This window comes from Enterobacter sp. SM3 (genome assembly GCF_009811935.2).
GTDB lineage: Bacteria > Pseudomonadota > Gammaproteobacteria > Enterobacterales > Enterobacteriaceae > Enterobacter > Enterobacter asburiae_D.
Map to the genome: position 1 here is coordinate 3,261,525 of NZ_CP099971.1, position 17,225 is coordinate 3,278,749.

Below are 17,225 nucleotides of genomic sequence, written 5' to 3' on the forward strand. Positions count from 1 at the left end.
GCCGGATGAGAGATAAGTTGAAATGCCATTTTGATTTTTCGTGGCATCATTGACCGCACCCACTGTTTATTTTTTAGCTGACGGCGTAAACTCCGCCCCTCTCTGCTACTCGCTAATTATAAAACATGCATAACACCCCTGCGGCCGTCTCGCCGAAGCCCTTTGATTTGACCTCCGCGGCGTTCCTGGTTGTTGCCTTCTTCACGGGCATTGCCGGTGCGTTACAGACGCCGACATTGAGCTTATTCCTGACAAACGAGGTTCACGTCCGCCCGGCAATGGTCGGCTTCTTTTTTACCGGAAGCGCCATCATCGGCATCCTGGTCAGCCAGTTTCTGGCGGGGCGATCCGACAGAAAAGGCGATCGTAAAAGCCTGATCGTTTTCTGCTGTCTGCTGGGGGTCATGGCCTGCGTTCTGTTTGCCTGGAACCGCAACTATTTCATTCTGCTCTTCGTCGGGGTATTCCTGAGCAGCTTTGGCTCAACGGCGAACCCTCAGCTGTTCGCCCTTGCTCGCGAACACGCGGACCATACCGGACGTGAAGCGGTGATGTTCAGCTCGGTCCTGCGCGCTCAGGTGTCGCTGGCGTGGGTGATTGGCCCGCCGCTGGCCTACGCGCTGGCGATGGGTTTTGGCTTTACGGTGATGTACCTGAGTGCGGCCGTCGCGTTTGTGGCGTGCGGCGCGCTGGTGTGGTTCTTCCTGCCGTCCATGCGCAAAGAGCCGAAAGTGACAACGGGCGTGCTGGAAGCGCCGCGCCGCAACCGCCGCGATGCCCTGCTCCTGTTTGTTATCTGTACGCTGATGTGGGGTACCAACAGCCTGTATATCATCAATATGCCGCTGTTTATTATTGATGAACTGCACCTGTCGGAGAAGCTGGCGGGCATCATGATGGGCACCGCGGCCGGGCTTGAGATCCCGACGATGCTCATTGCGGGCTATTACGCAAAGCGCTTCGGAAAGCGTTTTTTAATGCGCATTGCCGCCATCGCCGGTCTGCTGTTCTATATCGGTATGCTGACGGTACATACGCCGGGGCTGTTGCTGGCTTTACAGCTGCTGAACGCCATCTATATTGGCATTCTCGCCGGGATAGGCATGCTCTACTTCCAGGATCTGATGCCGGGTCAGGCAGGCTCTGCCACCACCCTTTATACTAATACCACCCGCGTAGGCTGGATTATCGCGGGCTCAATGGCCGGTGTTGTGGCCGAAATCTGGAACTATCACACGGTGTTCTGGATTGCGCTGGTGATGTGTACCCTGACGATCGGCTGCCTGGCGAGGATTAAAGACGTTTAGGGCGCGGTGAGCGCTTCCAGCTCAAGAAGGTACGTCATCGCCTGCCCTCGCGTGCTGCCACACATTTCGGCAGCGGGCTGAAGCCCGGAGCAGACTTTCGGGCGCAGCGGTGAGCCAAAGATCATGCACAGGTTCGTTTCCGAGAGCTGAACGCAGCGGGTATTGGCAGGCTTGCCCTCCGGCATTCCTGGAATGGGGCTTGAAATGGACGGTGCAGTACAGCACGCGCCACAATCGGGACGACAATCCATAAATGCTCTCTTTCGCTGACGATCGCCCGCGCAGTCGGGCATCGCGCGCACAGTAACACCTTTTGCGTATTGATAGCAAAAGCCACGAATTCCTCTTGCCTGAAAGGCCGAGCGCGAGTAATTTGGCGCGATATTTTTTACCTCCCGTAAACAGGATTACTGCAATGCCAAGAGCGAACGAAATTAAGAAAGGTATGGTGCTGAATTACAACGGCAAACTGCTGATTGTGAAAGATATCGACATTCAGGCCCCGAGCGCCCGTGGTGCAGCAACGCTGTACAAAATGCGTTTCGCCGACGTGCGTACCGGCCTGAAGGTGGAAGAGCGCTTTAAAGGTGACGATATCGTCGATACCGTGACCCTGACCCGTCGCTACGTTGATTTCTCCTACATCGACGGCAATGAATACGTGTTCATGGATAAAGAAGATTACACCCCGTACATCTTCACCAAAGATCAGATTGAAGAAGAGCTGCTGTTCATCCCTGAAGGCGGCATGCCTGACATGCAGGTCCTGACCTGGGACGGCGTGCTGCTGGCGCTGGAATTGCCTCAGACTGTCGATCTGGAAATTGTTGAAACCGCACCAGGTATCAAAGGCGCATCCGCAAGTGCCCGCAACAAACCGGCTACCCTGACGACCGGCCTGGTTGTGCAGGTGCCGGAATACCTCTCCGCTGGCGAGAAAATCCGTATCCATATCGAAGAAAAACGCTATATGGGTCGCGCTGACTGATTGCGGCGTTTGCCCGGTGGCGCTACGCTTACCGGGCCTACGAAAAACCGGCCCTGAAGCCGGTTTTTGTGTTTTTGTAGGCCGGGTAAGGCGAAGCCGCCACCCGGCAATTCCGGTTACAGAAGCTCGGGATATTTCGTCATCTTCAGCGCCAGCTCAACGCCGCGCACTTCCGCCATCCCCTTAAGACGACCAATCGCCGAATAGCCCGGGTTGGTTTTCTTACGCAGATCGTCCAGCATCTGGTGGCCGTGATCCGGACGGAAAGGAATAGGACGCACATCGCCCGCCTGCTTGCGACGCGCCTCTTCCGCCAGAATGGCGTCTACCACCGCCACCATATTCACATCGCCGCCCAGGTGCGCCGCCTCGTGGAAGGTTTTTGGATTCTCTTCGCGGCAGGTCGCGCGCAGATGCGTGAAGTGGATACGATCGCCGAAGGTTTCAATCATCCGCACCAGGTCGTTATCCGCACGCACACCGTAGGAGCCGGTACACATGGTAAAACCGTTATAGATGCTGTTTACCGTCTCTTTCAGCCACTGCATATCTTCAAGGGTGGAAACGATACGCGGCAGGCCGAGGATAGGACGCGGTGGATCGTCCGGGTGCACGGCGAGGCGTACCCCTACCTCTTCAGCAACCGGCACGATCGCGTGCAGGAAATATGCCATGTTTTCACGCAGCTGGTGCTTATCAATATTGCCGTATTCCGCCAGGCGCGCGCGGAACTGATCCAGGGTATACCCCTCTTCAGCCCCCGGCAGGCCCGCGATGATGTTGCGGGTCAGCTTTTCGATGTCCGCGTCACTGGCTGCATTGAACCACGCGAGCGCCTGCTGCTGCTCTTCCGCGGTGTAATCCGCTTCGGCGCCTGGGCGTTTCAGAATGTGCAGTTCAAACGCCGCAAAGGCGATCTGGTCGAAACGCAGCGCTTTCGAGCCGTCCGGCATCTGGTATTCAAGGTCGGTACGCGTCCAGTCGAGGATGGGCATAAAGTTATAGCAGACCGTATCAATGCCGCAGGTCGCCAGGTTGCGAATGCTCTGTTGATAGTTAGCAATCCAGGTCTGGTACTCCCCTGAATGGGTTTTGATGTCTTCGTGAACCGGAATGCTTTCCACCACAGACCAGGTTAACCCCTTCTCCGCCAGCAGCGCCTGACGTTGTTGAATTTCTTCAACCGGCCATACCTGACCGTTAGGAATATGATGCAGCGCCGTGACGACACCCGTTGCGCCAGCCTGGCGCACATCATCAAGAGAAACCGGATCGTTCGGCCCATACCAACGCCAGGTTTGTTCCATTGCCTCACCCTCTTAAGTTGTTATACCAATATGTGTTACCGCAATGACGACTACCATACATGTTTGCCGCTAAGGGTCAACATACCGCCACACATTGATTGATCAAACTCACAGAACGGGGATATTTACGGCTCACCAATTTTATTTGCTGTCATATAACTTTACACTGGCATTGTTAATTAATGGTTAATCAGGTGTGTATCTCATGAAGACAATTGCCTCCACCGCCCTTCCTGCCCAGGTTCAGCAACCTCGCTACGATCGCGCGCAATTACGCTCCCGCATCGTCCATTTTGGCTTTGGCGCGTTTCACCGTGCGCACCAGGCATTGTTAACAAATCGGGTGCTGAATGAAAAAGGCGGCGACTGGGGTATTTGTGAGATTAGCCTCTTCAGCGGCGACGTGCTGATGAGCCAGCTGCGCGCGCAGGATCACCTGTTCACCGTGCTGGAGAAAGGTGCAGAAGGCAATGAGGCGATTATCGTCGGCGCCGTTCATGAATGCCTGAACGCAAAGCTGGACTCTCTGCCCGCCATTATTGAGAAATTTTGCGAGCCGCAGGTCGCTATTGTGTCGCTCACCATCACGGAGAAAGGCTATTGCATCGATCCCGCGACCGGGAAACTCGATCTGCACAACGCCCGGATAATCCATGACCTTGAAAACCCCTCAGAGCCACATTCCGCTCCCGGGATCCTGGTCGAAGCGCTCCACCGCCGCCGCGAGCGCGGCTTGCCTGCGTTTACCGTGCTCTCCTGCGACAATATCCCTGATAACGGGCACGTGGTGAAAAACGCGGTGCTGGGCATGGCTCAAAAGCGTTCCGCGGCGCTGTCTGAATGGATAGATAGCCACGTGAGCTTCCCGGGGACGATGGTCGACAGAATTGTTCCCGCCGCGACGGACGCCTCACTGGCGGAAATCACCGACGCGCTCGGCGTTGAAGATCCGTGCGCCATCAGCTGTGAACCGTTTATTCAGTGGGTGGTGGAAGATAATTTTGTCGCCGGCCGTCCGGAGTGGGAAGTCGCGGGCGTTCAGATGGTGCAGGACGTTCTGCCGTGGGAGCAGATGAAGCTGCGCATGCTCAACGGCAGCCACTCTTTCCTGGCGTACCTGGGGTATCTCGCGGGCTACGCCCATATTAATGAATGTATGGAGGACGCTGCATTCCATGCTGCCGCCCGTCGGCTGATGCTGGACGAACAGGCGCCCACATTACGCATTAAGGATGTCGACCTCACCGCCTACGCCGATAGCCTGCTGGAGCGCTTTGCCAACCCGGCACTTCAGCATCGGACCTGGCAAATCGCAATGGACGGTAGCCAGAAGCTTCCGCAAAGAATGCTGGACGGGATCCGCGTTCATCTTGAGCGAAAAACACCGTGGCCGCTGCTGGCCCTGGGCGTGGCCGGCTGGATACGCTACGTCAGCGGTACCGACGACCGTGGCAACGCGATTGATGTTCGCGATCCCCTCAGCGATAAAATTCGCACGATGGTCGATGCCAGCAGGGACGCCGACCGCGTTAACGCCCTGCTGGGGCTGAGCGAGGTCTTTGGTCACGATCTCGCGCAAAACAGCGTGTTTGTAGAGGCAGTCAATCAGGCATACCAGCGCATCACCCGCCACGGCGCGCGTCAGGCTGTTATCGAAACGTTAAATGTTTAACGATTATTGCGCTTAACGCGAACGGATGCGGCCTCCGTTCGCCCTTCCCCTTCTCACAGGTCACGTTTTTCGCCAGGATAGAGAGAACAGTGTTATAGCATCACCATTCTCATCTGGAGCGCACGTGACCAAAACCAACCTCATCACCGGTTTTCTCGGCAGCGGTAAAACCACCTCAATTCTCCACCTGCTGGCAAATAAAGATCCGGCCGAGAAATGGGCCGTGCTGGTCAATGAATTTGGCGAGGTGGGCATTGACGGCGCGTTGCTGTCATCCAGCGGCGCGATGATTAAAGAGATCCCCGGCGGATGCATGTGCTGCGTCAATGGCCTGCCGATGCAGGTCGGGCTCAATACCCTGCTGCGTCAGGGCAAACCTGACCGCCTGCTGATCGAACCCACCGGGCTGGGTCACCCGAAGCAGATCCTCGATTTACTGACCGCCCCGGTTTACGAGCCGTGGATCGATCTGCGCGCCACCCTGTGCCTGCTCGATCCGCGTCAGCTTCTGGATGACAAGGCGGTGGCCAATGAGAACTTCCGCGATCAACTCGCCTCGGCTGACGTTATTGTCGCGAATAAAGCAGATCGCGCCACGGCTGAAAGCCAGGCCGCGCTGGACGCGTGGTGGCAACATTTCGGCGGCAATCGCACGCGGGTGGAGACCACCCAGGGGAATATTGACAGCGCCCTGCTTGACCTTCCTCGTCTGAACCTGGCTGAACTTCCGGCCAGTGCGGAACATGCGCATAGCCATCCGGTGAAACAGGGTTTAGCTGCCCTTAGTCTGCCAGAACACCAGCGCTGGCGTCGTAACCTGAACAGCGGTCAGGGATATCAGGCCTGCGGGTGGATTTTTGATGCTGAAACCGTTTTCGACACCATCGGGATCCTGGAGTGGGCCCGTCTGGCTCCCGTCGATCGCGTGAAAGGGATCATGCGCACGCCGGACGGGCTGGTGCGAATCAACCGTCAGGGCGAGGATTTCTTTATTGAAACGCAAAATGTGGCGCCGCCTGACAGCCGAATAGAGTTAATTAGTGCGGTTAACGCCGACTGGAATGCCCTCCAGTCCAGCCTGTTGAGGATTCGTTTAAGTTCGGGCGGCTAACGTTGCCCCAGTTTTCACTCTATGCAGAACGTTATGACAACTCGATTTCCCCTGATATTACTGCTTAATGTCGCCGGTCTGGCGCTTTTCTTCTCCTGGTATATCCCGGCGGATCACGGTTTCTGGTTCCCGCTGGATTCTGCCATTTTTCACTTCTTCAACCAGGAGCTGGTGAAGAGCAACGCGTTCCTGTGGCTGGTGGCCATTACCAACAACCGCGCCTTTGACGGCTTCTCGCTGCTGGCTATGGGCTGCCTGATGCTCTCTTTCTGGCTGAAAGAGGATAAAGCCGGGCGTCGGCGGATTCTCATTATCGGTCTGGTGATGCTGCTGTTTGCCGTTGTCATTAACCAGCTGGCAACCGCGATTATTCCGGTTAAGCGTTCAAGCCCAACGCTCTTCTTCACCGATATTTATCGCGTCAGCGAACTGCTGCATATTCCAACAAAAGATGCGTCGAAGGACAGTTTCCCCGGCGATCATGGCATGATGCTGCTTATTTTTTCCGCAATCATGCTTCGCTATTTCGGCAAAAAAGCCTTTGCCATAGCCCTGATTATTTTTGTGGTTTTTGCCTCCCCGCGCGTAATGATTGGCGCTCACTGGTTCACCGATATTGCCGTCGGTTCGCTCTCCGTGGCGCTGATTGCGCTGCCGTGGTGTTTAATGACCCCACTGAGCGACAGGATAATAGCGCTGTTCGATCGCTATCTTCCCGGTAAAGCGCAACAACAATTAAACAAATAACTAACCTAAATTAACGTGGGCTATCAGGGATCGACATGATCCCTGATAGCGTTCTCGCCGCGATCTTTCCCCTCTGTCATATTCTCGTCATCATATTCATGATAAAAATGAAGCAATTGCATACTGGCGAAGCGGATCCGTCGCTATTTTGAGCAATTCTATGTTTTTACTTTCTGTATCACATTTTCTTATAAAAAAAAGGCTTTTTTTACTCGCAATACCCCTGGCAATCGGTTAATCTCGAACTCGTTTTGCCCCATAGAGATAATTATTTCGCTGGTGAATAATTTTGTGCGCTGCGCCACAAATGTGACCAGAAAGAATTGTCTCAATGTGAACAGATAATTAGTCTCGTCACGTTTGGCATTTTTATAACGATATTTGTCGTTAAGGACTTCAAGGGATAATAAACAAAATGGTCAAATCTCAACCGTTTCTGAGATATATCTTACGGGGGATCCCGGCGATAGCAGTCGCGGTACTGTTATCTGCATGTAGTACATCGAACACCGCAAAGAATATGCATCCTGAGACGCGTGTTGTGGGAATGGAAGATTCCTCGTCACTGCAAGCCTCTCAGGATGAATTTGAAAATATGGTACGTAATCTGGACGTGAAGTCCCGCATTATGGACCAGTATGCTGACTGGAAAGGCGTGCGCTATCGTCTTGGCGGCAGCACAAAAACAGGTATTGATTGTTCCGGTTTTGTACAGCGTACATTCCGTGAGCAATTTGGGTTAGATCTTCCGCGTTCAACTTATGAACAGCAGGAGATGGGCAAGTCGATTTCACGTACCAAACTGCGCACCGGTGATTTAGTCCTGTTCCGTGCCGGTTCTACAGGTCGACATGTTGGCATCTACATTGGTAATGACCAGTTTGTACATGCCTCCACCAGCAGCGGTGTAACCATTTCCAGCATGAATGAACCATACTGGAAGAAGCGTTACAACGAAGCGCGCCGCGTACTGACCCGCAGTTGATATGACTATTGTATCGTTGGTTATCCCTTGGCTGACGATATGATGAAAAAAAGCACTGCTTCGGCAGTGTTTTTTTTTGCCCGTTACACTGAATACATCCAGCGGCATTTCAGGAATCACGACGTCTATGTTTACCCGCTACTTCTCCAGCAATCGCAAGATATTAATCCTCAGCATTATCACAGGCCTGATCGCCGCCCTGCTCCTGGGGTCGTTGCAATTTCTCTGGAGCTACCACAAGCGGGAAGTCAAATTCGACACCCTGATCCGCGACGTGAGCATCTATATGGAGAGCTATTTCGATGAGTTAAAAAACGCAGTCGATACCCTCCAGCCGCTCACGTTAAACAGCTGCCACGACGTCAATCAGGAACTCACCTCGCGCGCGGCTTTTAGCATTAACGTTCGCGCATTCCTGCTGGTCAGAGACAAAATGGCGTTCTGTTCTTCTGCCACAGGCCCGATGAATTTCCCGATGGAGGAGCTGATACCCGAGCTGCACATCGATAAGCAGATTGATATGGCATTGCTTTCAGGCACCCCGATGTTGCCCAATAAGCCTGCGATTGCCATCTGGTACCGTAACCCGTTAGTGAAGGACGGCGGCGTGTTCACCTCGGTGAATATCAATCTGACGCCTTACCTGCTTTACACTGCGCGCCAGGACGAATTCACGGGGATAGCCATCATCATTGGCGATCATGCGCTGTCAACGCGGTCCAGCACGCTGGTCAACGCGAGCGATCTACATGAAATCCCGGTCCGTACCGCGACGCTGAAAGGCATCCCCCTGACCATAAACCTGTATGCGGACGCATGGACCAGCGATGAAATTCTCTACGCCCTGTTCTTCGGGCTGGTATGCGGCATTTGTGCCGGATCGCTCAACTACTATATCCTCAGCATTCGGCTCAATCCGGGTAAAGAGATTTTAAGCGCCATTAAGCGCGGCCAGTTTTACGTGGTCTATCAGCCCGTCGTCGATGCCAAATCGCTCAAAATGACCGGGCTTGAAGTGCTGATGCGCTGGAAGCACCCGACAATGGGGGAAATTCCGCCGGACGCGTTTATCAACTTTGCCGAAGCGCAGAAGCTGATTGTCCCGCTGACGCTGCATCTCTTTGACCTTATCATTCACGATGCACCCGTGTTACAAACGCTGTTACCCCCGGGTGCCAAGGTGGGCATTAACATTGCGCCGGGGCACCTGCATGCGGAAAGCTTCAAAGACGATATGCGCACCTTCAAAGCGTTACTGCCGCCGGATTACTTCCAGATCGTGCTGGAAATTACCGAGCGCGACATGCTGAATCACCGGGAAGCCAACAGCCTCTTCGAATGGCTGCATAACGAAGGGTTTGAGATAGCCATTGATGATTTTGGCACCGGCCACAGCGCGCTGATTTATCTTGAGCATTTCACCATGGACTACCTCAAAATCGACCGTGGGTTTGTTAATGCGATTGGTACTGAGACGGTGACGTCGCCGGTGCTGGATGCCGTCCTGACGCTGGCAAGACGGCTGAGTATGCTGACCGTCGCCGAAGGGGTGGAAACGCCGGAACAGGCCGCCTGGTTACGCGAACACGGCGTTAACTACCTGCAGGGATACTGGATTAGCCGCCCGATGCCGCTGGCGCAGTTCCGCGAATGGCGGCCTGATATTGCGCCCGAGGGCGATTAATTTCACATTGCCCGTGACGTCACTTATTATTCAGCTTAACCGAGTCGGTCTGTAAAAGAGGGAGCTGCCGCGAGATGCTTATGCGCTTCATGTTGCTGCTGTTGGCACTAACGAGCCTGTCCAGCCAGGCGCAGGCCATCAAAGAAAATATCGCCTTCGCGGTGATTGGCGAGCCGAAATACGCGGTCAATTTTACGCACTTCGATTACGTTAACCCTGCCGCGCCGAAGGGCGGAAAGGTCACGCTTTCCGCCACCGGGACATTCGACAACTTCAACCGCTTCGCCCTGCGCGGCGTGGCGGCCGCACGGACGGAATCGCTTTACGATACGCTCTTCGTCACGTCTGATGATGAACCCGGCAGCTACTATCCGCTGATTGCCGATAACGTGCGTTACGCCGACAACTTCGCCTGGGCGGAAATCTCGCTGAACCCGCGGGCACGTTTTCATGACGGTACGCCGGTGAAGGCCAGCGACGTCGCGTTCACCTTCCATAAATTCATGACCGAAGGCGTCCCCCAGTTCCGCATCGTGTATAAAGGCGCATCCGTCAGAGCCATCGCGCCGCTCACCGTTCGCATCGAGCTGAGCGAACCGAACAAGGAGAACATGCTTAGCCTGTTCTCGCTGCCGGTAATGCCTGAATCGTTCTGGAAAAATCATAAGCTAAGCGACCCGCTTTCCACGCCGCCGCTGGCAGGCGGCCCATACCGCATCACCGACTGGCGCATGGGGCAATATGTCGTTTACTCTCGCGTTAAAGACTACTGGGCGGCCAACCTGCCGGTAAACCGCGGGCGCTGGAACTTCGACACCCTTCGCTATGATTACTACCTCGACGATAACGTGGCGTTTGAAGCGTTCAAAGCCGGCGCCTTCGATTTACGCGTAGAGAGCAGCGCCAAAAACTGGGCGACCCGCTATATCGGCAAAAATTTCGCAAAAGGCTATATCGTCAAAGACGAGCACAAAAATGAGTCGGCCCAGGACACCCGCTGGCTGGCGTTTAATATTCAGCGTCCGGTATTTAATGACCGCCGGGTGCGGGAAGCCATCTCCCTGGCCTTTGATTTTGAGTGGATGAACAAAGCGCTGTTTTACGGTGCCTACAGTCGCGCCAACAGCTATTTTCAGAATACCGAGTACGCCGCGCGCGATTACCCGAAAGCCGACGAGCTGGTCCTGCTGGCGCCGCTAAAAGCGGAGGTTCCGCCACAGGTGTTCACCACCGTATTTCAGCCGCCCGCGTCGAACGGTGACGGTTACGACCGCGACAACCTGCTCAAAGCCAGCAAGCTGCTGGATGACGCGGGCTGGCACCTGAAAAATCAAAAGCGTGTGGATGCCAAAACGGGTAAGCCTCTCAGCTTTGAGCTGCTGCTCTCGTCCGGGGGCAACGATCAGTGGGTACTGCCGTTTAAGCACAACCTCGAGCGGCTGGGCGTGACCATGAACATTCGCCAGGTCGATAACGCGCAGATCACCAGCCGCATGCGCAGCCGTGATTACGACATGATGCAGCGCCTCTGGCCCGCCCAGCCGTGGCCCAGCTCGGACCTGCAAATCTCCTGGGCCTCCAGCTACATCGACTCCTCATACAATGCGCCAGGGGTAAAAAGCCCGGCGATTGACGCGCTGATTGCGAAAATAGTGGCGGCGCAGGGGGATAAAGAAAAGCTCCTGCCGCTCGGGCGCGCCCTCGACAGGGTCTTAACCTGGAACTACTACATGCTGCCGATGTGGTATATGGGCGAAGATCGCCTGGCGCGCTGGGACAAGTTCTCCGTGCCTGCCGTGCGCCCTGTCTATTCCCTGGGCTTTGATACCTGGTGGTATGACGTTAACAAAGCCGCCAGACTTCCCGCTGAGCGGCGATAAGGAATCATCATGGGTGCGTATCTTATCCGTCGTCTCCTGCTGATCATCCCCACCCTGTGGGCCATCATCACGATTAACTTTTTTATCGTGCAAATCGCCCCCGGCGGCCCGGTCGATCAGGCGATTGCCGCCATTGAATTTGGCAACAGCGGCGGCATGCCCGGCGGCGGCGGCGAAGGGATGGGCGCGAGCCATGCGCGAACCGGCGTAGGGAATATCAGTGAAAGCCATTATCGCGGCGGACGCGGGCTGGATCCGGAAGTGATCGCCGAGATCACCCACCGCTACGGCTTTGACAAACCGATTCACGAGCGATATTTCAAAATGCTCTGGGATTACATCCGCTTTGATTTTGGCGACAGCCTGTTTCGCAGTGCCTCAGTGTTAACGTTGATCAAGCAAAGCCTGCCGGTGTCGATAACGCTGGGGCTGTGGGGAACGCTGATCATCTATCTGGTCTCTATACCGCTCGGGATCCGCAAAGCGGTGTACAACGGCAGCCGCTTCGATATCTGGAGCAGCACGTTCATCATCATCGGCTATGCCATTCCGGCGTTTCTGTTTGCCGTCCTGCTGATTGTCTTTTTTGCCGGGGGAAGTTATTTCGACCTCTTCCCGCTGCGGGGGCTGGTCTCCGCCGATTTCAGCTCCCTGCCGTGGTATCAGAAAATCACTGACTATCTCTGGCATATCACGCTGCCGGTGCTGGCAACGGTCATCGGCGGGTTTGCGGCCCTGACCATGTTGACCAAAAACGCCTTTCTCGATGAAATCCGTAAGCAGTACGTCGTGACTGCCCGCGCCAAGGGCGTAAGCGAGAAGCAGATCATGTGGAAACACGTGTTCCGCAACGCCATGCTGCTGGTGATTGCCGGATTTCCGGCCACGTTCATCGGCATGTTTTTTACCGGCTCGCTGCTGATAGAGGTGATGTTCTCGCTCAACGGCCTGGGGCTGCTGGGCTATGAGGCTACCGTGTCGCGCGATTATCCGGTGATGTTTGGCACACTCTATATTTTCACCCTGATAGGCCTGCTGCTGAATATCATCAGCGATATCAGCTATACGCTGGTCGATCCCCGAATCGATTTTGAGGGCCGCTGATGCCGCGTTTAAGCCCCGTCAACCAGGCCCGCTGGGCCCGCTTTCGCCACAACCGCCGCGGCTACTGGTCGCTGTGGATTTTTGCCGTGCTGTTTGCCTTAAGCATGTGTTCGGAGCTGATCGCCAACGACAAACCGCTGCTGGTGCATTTTAACGACCGCTGGTACGTGCCGGTTATCGCCAACTACAGCGAAAGCGACTTTGGCGGCCCGTTTGCGACACCGGCGGAGTATCAGGATCCGTGGCTTCGCCAGCAGATTGAGCAGCACGGCTGGGCGCTCTGGGCACCGGTGCGCTTTGGCGCAAACAGCATTAACTTTGCTACTACGACCCCCTTCCCTTCCCCGCCCTCCGCGCAAAACTGGCTGGGAACCGATGCTAACGGCGGCGACGTGCTGGCGCGCATCCTTTATGGCACGCGAATTTCTCTTCTCTTTGGGCTGATGCTGACGATCTTCTCAAGCGTGATGGGCGTCGTGGCGGGTGCCGTTCAGGGCTACTACGGCGGGAAAATTGACCTGTGGGGCCAGCGGGTTATTGAAGTCTGGTCAGGCATGCCAACGCTGTTTCTGATCATCCTGCTTTCCAGCGTGGTGCAGCCTGGCTTCTGGTGGCTGTTAGGCATCACCGTCCTGTTCGGCTGGATGGCGCTGGTGGGCGTGGTGCGCGCGGAGTTCCTGCGCACCCGCAATTTCGACTACATTCGCGCCGCGCAGGCGCTTGGCGTGAGCGACCGCGGGATCATCTTCCGCCATATGCTGCCCAACGCGGTGGTAGCGACCCTCACCTTCCTGCCGTTTATTTTGTGCAGCTCCATCACCACCCTCACCTCGCTGGATTTTCTGGGTTTCGGGCTACCGCTGGGTTCCCCGTCGCTCGGCGAACTGCTGCTGCAGGGCAAAAACAACCTGCAGGCGCCGTGGTTAGGCATCGCCGCCTTTCTTTCCGTGGCCGTGCTGCTTTCGCTGCTGATTTTTATTGGCGAAGCCGTGCGCGATGCCTTCGATCCGAACAAGGCGGTATAAAATGACCCAGCCTCTTCTCAGCATTGATAACCTGTCGATTGCCTTTTCAACGCAGGGCGAGACGCGCACCGTGGTCACCGACCTGTCGCTGCAGATCCAGCCCGGTGAAACGCTGGCCCTGGTGGGCGAGTCGGGTTCAGGCAAGAGCGTCTCAGCACTCTCCATCCTGCGCCTGTTGCCGTCCCCGCCGGTCAGCTACCCGCAAGGGGATATTCTGTTTCACGGCCGTTCGCTACTGCACGCCGACGAACATACCCTGCGCGGCATTCGCGGCAACAAAATCGCGATGATCTTCCAGGAGCCGATGGTTTCCCTCAACCCGCTGCACAGCCTGGAGAAACAGCTCTATGAAGTGCTCTCCCTGCACCGGGGGATGCGCAAAGAGGCCGCACGGGGAGAAATTCTGGACTGTCTGGAGCGAACAGGCATACGCAACGCGGCCAAAAGGCTGAATGATATTCCGCACCAGCTCTCCGGCGGCGAACGTCAGCGCGTGATGATTGCCATGGCCCTGCTCACGCGTCCCGAACTGTTAATTGCCGACGAGCCTACAACGGCGCTGGACGTGACGGTACAGGCGCAAATATTGACGCTGCTGCGGGAACTGCGTGACGAGCTGAACATGAGCCTGCTATTTATCACGCATAACCTAAGCATTGTGAGAAAGCTGGCCGACAGCGTCGCGGTGATGCAAAACGGACGGTGCGTTGAACAGAATACCGCGTCCACGCTGCTGAGCGCGCCGCAGCACCCCTATACGCAGCGTTTGCTCGACAGCGAACCCTCCGGCTACCCGGTTCCTCTCGCGGCCGACAGCACACCGCTGCTGCGCGTTGAGGATCTGTCCGTGTCGTTCCCGATCCGCAAAGGTATTCTGCGGCGCATTGTCGATCGGAACCTAGTGCTGAAAAACATCAGCTTCTCGCTGCGCCCGGGAGAATCCCTGGGGCTGGTGGGCGAATCCGGTTCGGGTAAGAGCACCACCGGTCTGGCGCTGCTGCGCTTAATTGCCTCCCAGGGCGAGATCCTCTTTGACGATATGCCGCTGCACCGCTGGAACCGCCGTCAGATGCTGCCCGTGCGGCCCCGGATGCAAGTGGTGTTTCAGGATCCTAACTCCTCGCTTAACCCACGGCTCAGCGTGTTACAGATTATCGAAGAGGGTCTGCGCGTGCATCAGCCCGGCCTGAGCGCTCAGCAGCGCGAGCAGGAAGTTATGCGGGTGATGGCCGAAGTGGGCTTAGATGCCGGGACCCGCCACCGCTATCCGGCTGAATTCTCCGGCGGGCAGCGCCAGCGTATTGCCATTGCCCGCGCGCTGATCCTGAAACCGGAGCTGATTATTCTGGATGAACCGACGTCGTCGCTGGACAGAACCGTTCAGGCGCAGATCCTGGCCCTGCTGAAAGGGCTTCAGGAAAAGCACCGGCTGGCCTATATCTTTATCAGCCACGATCTACAGGTGGTGCGGGCGCTATGCCATCAGGTGATTGTGTTGCGACAGGGAGAAGTGGTCGAGCAGGGTGAGTGCCAGCGCGTATTTAGCGCGCCAACGCAGCGCTACACGCGCCAGCTGTTGTCGGCAGACTAGCGGTCAGAACGGGTACTGGCCGGAGAAAGGCTCAGCGATGGCAACGCCAAAATTCTTCAGACGGCAGGTAGCGGCAAACTCGTCCTGGCTTTTCACAAACAGGCACGGCTCACCTTCACACTCCAGTACGGAGCTGTCCACTTCGATATCCGTCAGGGCCTGACTGAGACGCTCCATCACCCGCCACGCATTTTCGTCGCTCGGGCTCAGCAGCTTGAGTGCCACCAGGCAGTTTTCGCAGCCCGCGACGTTTTGCGGAATCGGTTCAACTTTCGAACCTGCAAAACCCGCCGACCAGCGATAGCTCTGGGGCAAGCGATGGACAATGGAGAGTTGTAATGTATTCACGTTCGTTCCCCGGAAGCAAAATTTACTTCACAATTTATTTACATTTATAGTAACACATCATCGCCAGCCTGCACTATTCAGCGCTTTTTTATCCGTTTCCAGGCTCGCGTCGGCGCTATATGTACCCGTTTCTGCGATCTAACTCAACCTTTTTGAATACAATGATGTGACTTTTTACACAAATAGATTTTACATAAAATAAACAAACACGGCATAAACGAACGGGGGTTTGGTTGATATGCATCAACAAAAAAGGCCCTGGCGGACCTTCTCTGTGTTTTAGTGGGCCGCTTTTCGCGGTCGACTGGCGTAAAGATAGAAGAGTATCGAGCTGGTTGCGCAAAAAGCCATCGCCCACAGCATGGGCCATGCCGTCGTAAAGGTGGCCATCGAAAGCAACGCGCCAACGATAGCGCCGATGCCGAAGCGGAACGTCCCCGCCAGCGACGATGCGGTGCCCGCCATATGCGGAAACTCATCCAGGATCACCGCCATCCCATTTGATGACACCATCGACACGCAGCCGACAAAGGCCGCCACGCCGACCACCAGCGCCCAGAAGCCCACGCCCAGAAACGCGCTCACCACCAGCCAGATAGCCATCACAAACTGGATCCACAGCCCGGCGCGGAACATGTTGAGCGCCCCCATCCGCCGGACAAAACGGCTGTTGATGATGGTCATGATAAACAGGAAGACGATGTTAAGCGCAAAGTAATAGCCGAAGTGCTGCGGCGAAACGTGGTTCAGCTCGATGTAGACAAACGGCCCAGCGCTCAGGAAGGAGAACATCCCGGCGAAGCTGAACCCGCTTGCCAGCATATAGCTGAGCACGCGCTTGTGGCGAAACAGCGAGGCAAAGTTGCCTATTGTGGTTCGGATGTGGAATTTCTGACGGCGCTCGACGGGGAGCGTTTCATCAATAAAGAAGAAAATCATCGCCGAGGCAAGCAGGGCGGCCAGAGCCAGGATCCAGAAAATCACGTGCCAGCTAAACCACACCAGCACCGCACCACCGGCCATGGGTGCCACCAGTGGCGCAATCGTCGTCACCAGCATCACGAACGACATCATCCGGGAGAACTCTTCCTTCGGGTAGATATCGCGCATCAGAGCGTTAATCACCACGCTTGCCGCTGCCGCCGCCAGACCGTGGAAGAAGCGCATGATAATCAGATGATCGATGGTCTGCGCCAGCGCACAGGCCACCGCTGCAGCCGCAAAGACCAGCGTCCCGCCCAGAATGACGGGCTTGCGTCCAAGGCTGTCCGCCATCGGGCCATAAAACAGCTGGCCGAGGGCAAAGCCGAGAATATAAGTGCTGAGCGTCATCTGCGCGCTGCCCGCCGGGACGCCAAACTGTGCAGAAATTACCGGCAGCGCAGGCAGGTACATATCAATAGACAGCGGCATCAGCATGGCCAGCAGGCCAAGAATGAAGACGATTTTGAACGACGAGTGTGGCCTGGTGGTCAC

Annotated in this window: 15 protein-coding genes; 11 read left to right on the top strand and 4 right to left on the bottom strand. The window is 56.0% G+C overall.

Annotated features, from left to right (window positions below; all coding sequences use genetic code 11):
- The first annotated feature begins 125 nt into the window (after positions 1–125).
- Positions 126–1,307 carry a sugar efflux transporter SetB gene (gene setB / locus GVO84_RS15280; RefSeq protein ID WP_032658989.1) on the top strand — a complete coding sequence of 394 codons (1,182 nt, stop codon included), beginning with the start codon at positions 126–128 and terminating at the stop codon, positions 1,305–1,307.
- Here setB and GVO84_RS15285 read toward each other — a convergent pair.
- Entirely contained in the window at positions 1,304–1,558 is a 255-nt protein-coding gene (locus GVO84_RS15285) for a YkgJ family cysteine cluster protein (RefSeq protein WP_063143815.1), read from the bottom strand. The two genes, setB and GVO84_RS15285, sit on opposite strands and share 4 nt — an antisense overlap.
- Before the next feature lie 164 nt (positions 1,559–1,722).
- Between GVO84_RS15285 and yeiP the strand changes: the two genes are divergently transcribed.
- Entirely contained in the window at positions 1,723–2,295 is a 573-nt protein-coding gene (yeiP, locus tag GVO84_RS15290; protein ID WP_008500940.1) for an elongation factor P-like protein YeiP, read from the top strand.
- A 116-nt stretch (positions 2,296–2,411) separates the two neighbouring features.
- Here yeiP and uxuA read toward each other — a convergent pair whose 3' ends face one another.
- Positions 2,412–3,602, bottom strand: coding sequence for a mannonate dehydratase (gene uxuA, locus GVO84_RS15295; protein ID WP_159514577.1), 1,191 nt, complete (start codon positions 3,600–3,602; stop codon positions 2,412–2,414).
- Between the two features lie 205 nt (positions 3,603–3,807).
- Between uxuA and GVO84_RS15300 the strand changes: the two genes are divergently transcribed.
- From GVO84_RS15300 to yejF, 9 genes are all read left to right on the top strand, one after another.
- The gene (locus tag GVO84_RS15300; protein WP_159514578.1) at positions 3,808–5,274 is read left to right on the top strand and encodes a mannitol dehydrogenase family protein; all 1,467 of its coding nucleotides are present in this window, start codon (positions 3,808–3,810) and stop codon (positions 5,272–5,274) included.
- Positions 5,275–5,398: 124 nt separating this feature from the next.
- Complete coding sequence (locus tag GVO84_RS15305) at positions 5,399–6,385, top strand: CobW family GTP-binding protein (protein WP_159514579.1); 987 nt, start codon at positions 5,399–5,401, stop codon at positions 6,383–6,385.
- Positions 6,386–6,418: 33 nt separating this feature from the next.
- Positions 6,419–7,132: a phosphatase PAP2 family protein gene (locus tag GVO84_RS15310; protein WP_201283071.1), complete on the top strand. Its 714-nt coding sequence runs from the start codon at positions 6,419–6,421 to the stop codon at positions 7,130–7,132.
- A gap of 415 nt (positions 7,133–7,547) precedes the next feature.
- Positions 7,548–8,117, top strand: a complete 570-nt coding sequence (gene mepS / locus GVO84_RS15315) for a bifunctional murein DD-endopeptidase/murein LD-carboxypeptidase (protein WP_008500946.1) — start codon at positions 7,548–7,550, stop codon at positions 8,115–8,117.
- 127 nt (positions 8,118–8,244) lie between these two features.
- Complete coding sequence (locus GVO84_RS15320; RefSeq protein ID WP_159514581.1) at positions 8,245–9,801, top strand: cyclic di-GMP phosphodiesterase; 1,557 nt, start codon at positions 8,245–8,247, stop codon at positions 9,799–9,801.
- A 74-nt stretch (positions 9,802–9,875) separates the two neighbouring features.
- Positions 9,876–11,681, top strand: a complete 1,806-nt coding sequence (locus tag GVO84_RS15325; RefSeq protein WP_121425308.1) for an extracellular solute-binding protein — start codon at positions 9,876–9,878, stop codon at positions 11,679–11,681.
- A 9-nt stretch (positions 11,682–11,690) separates the two neighbouring features.
- Positions 11,691–12,785, top strand: a complete 1,095-nt coding sequence (locus GVO84_RS15330) for a microcin C ABC transporter permease YejB (RefSeq protein ID WP_159514582.1) — start codon at positions 11,691–11,693, stop codon at positions 12,783–12,785.
- On the top strand, positions 12,785–13,810 hold the full coding sequence (locus GVO84_RS15335; RefSeq protein WP_023312492.1) for an ABC transporter permease: 1,026 nt from the start codon (positions 12,785–12,787) through the stop codon (positions 13,808–13,810). Before GVO84_RS15330 ends, GVO84_RS15335 begins: the two co-directional genes overlap by 1 nt.
- Before the next feature lies 1 nt (position 13,811).
- Entirely contained in the window at positions 13,812–15,401 is a 1,590-nt protein-coding gene (gene yejF, locus GVO84_RS15340) for a microcin C ABC transporter ATP-binding protein YejF (protein ID WP_159514583.1), read from the top strand.
- 3 nt (positions 15,402–15,404) lie between these two features.
- On the opposite strand, the gene GVO84_RS15345 is transcribed toward yejF, so the two are convergent.
- Together GVO84_RS15345 and GVO84_RS15350 are read right to left on the bottom strand one after the other, a co-directional pair.
- Positions 15,405–15,749 carry a YejG family protein gene (locus tag GVO84_RS15345; protein ID WP_008500952.1) on the bottom strand — a complete coding sequence of 115 codons (345 nt, stop codon included), beginning with the start codon at positions 15,747–15,749 and terminating at the stop codon, positions 15,405–15,407.
- Between the two features lie 279 nt (positions 15,750–16,028).
- Entirely contained in the window at positions 16,029–17,225 is a 1,197-nt protein-coding gene (locus tag GVO84_RS15350; RefSeq protein ID WP_159514584.1) for a Bcr/CflA family multidrug efflux MFS transporter, read from the bottom strand.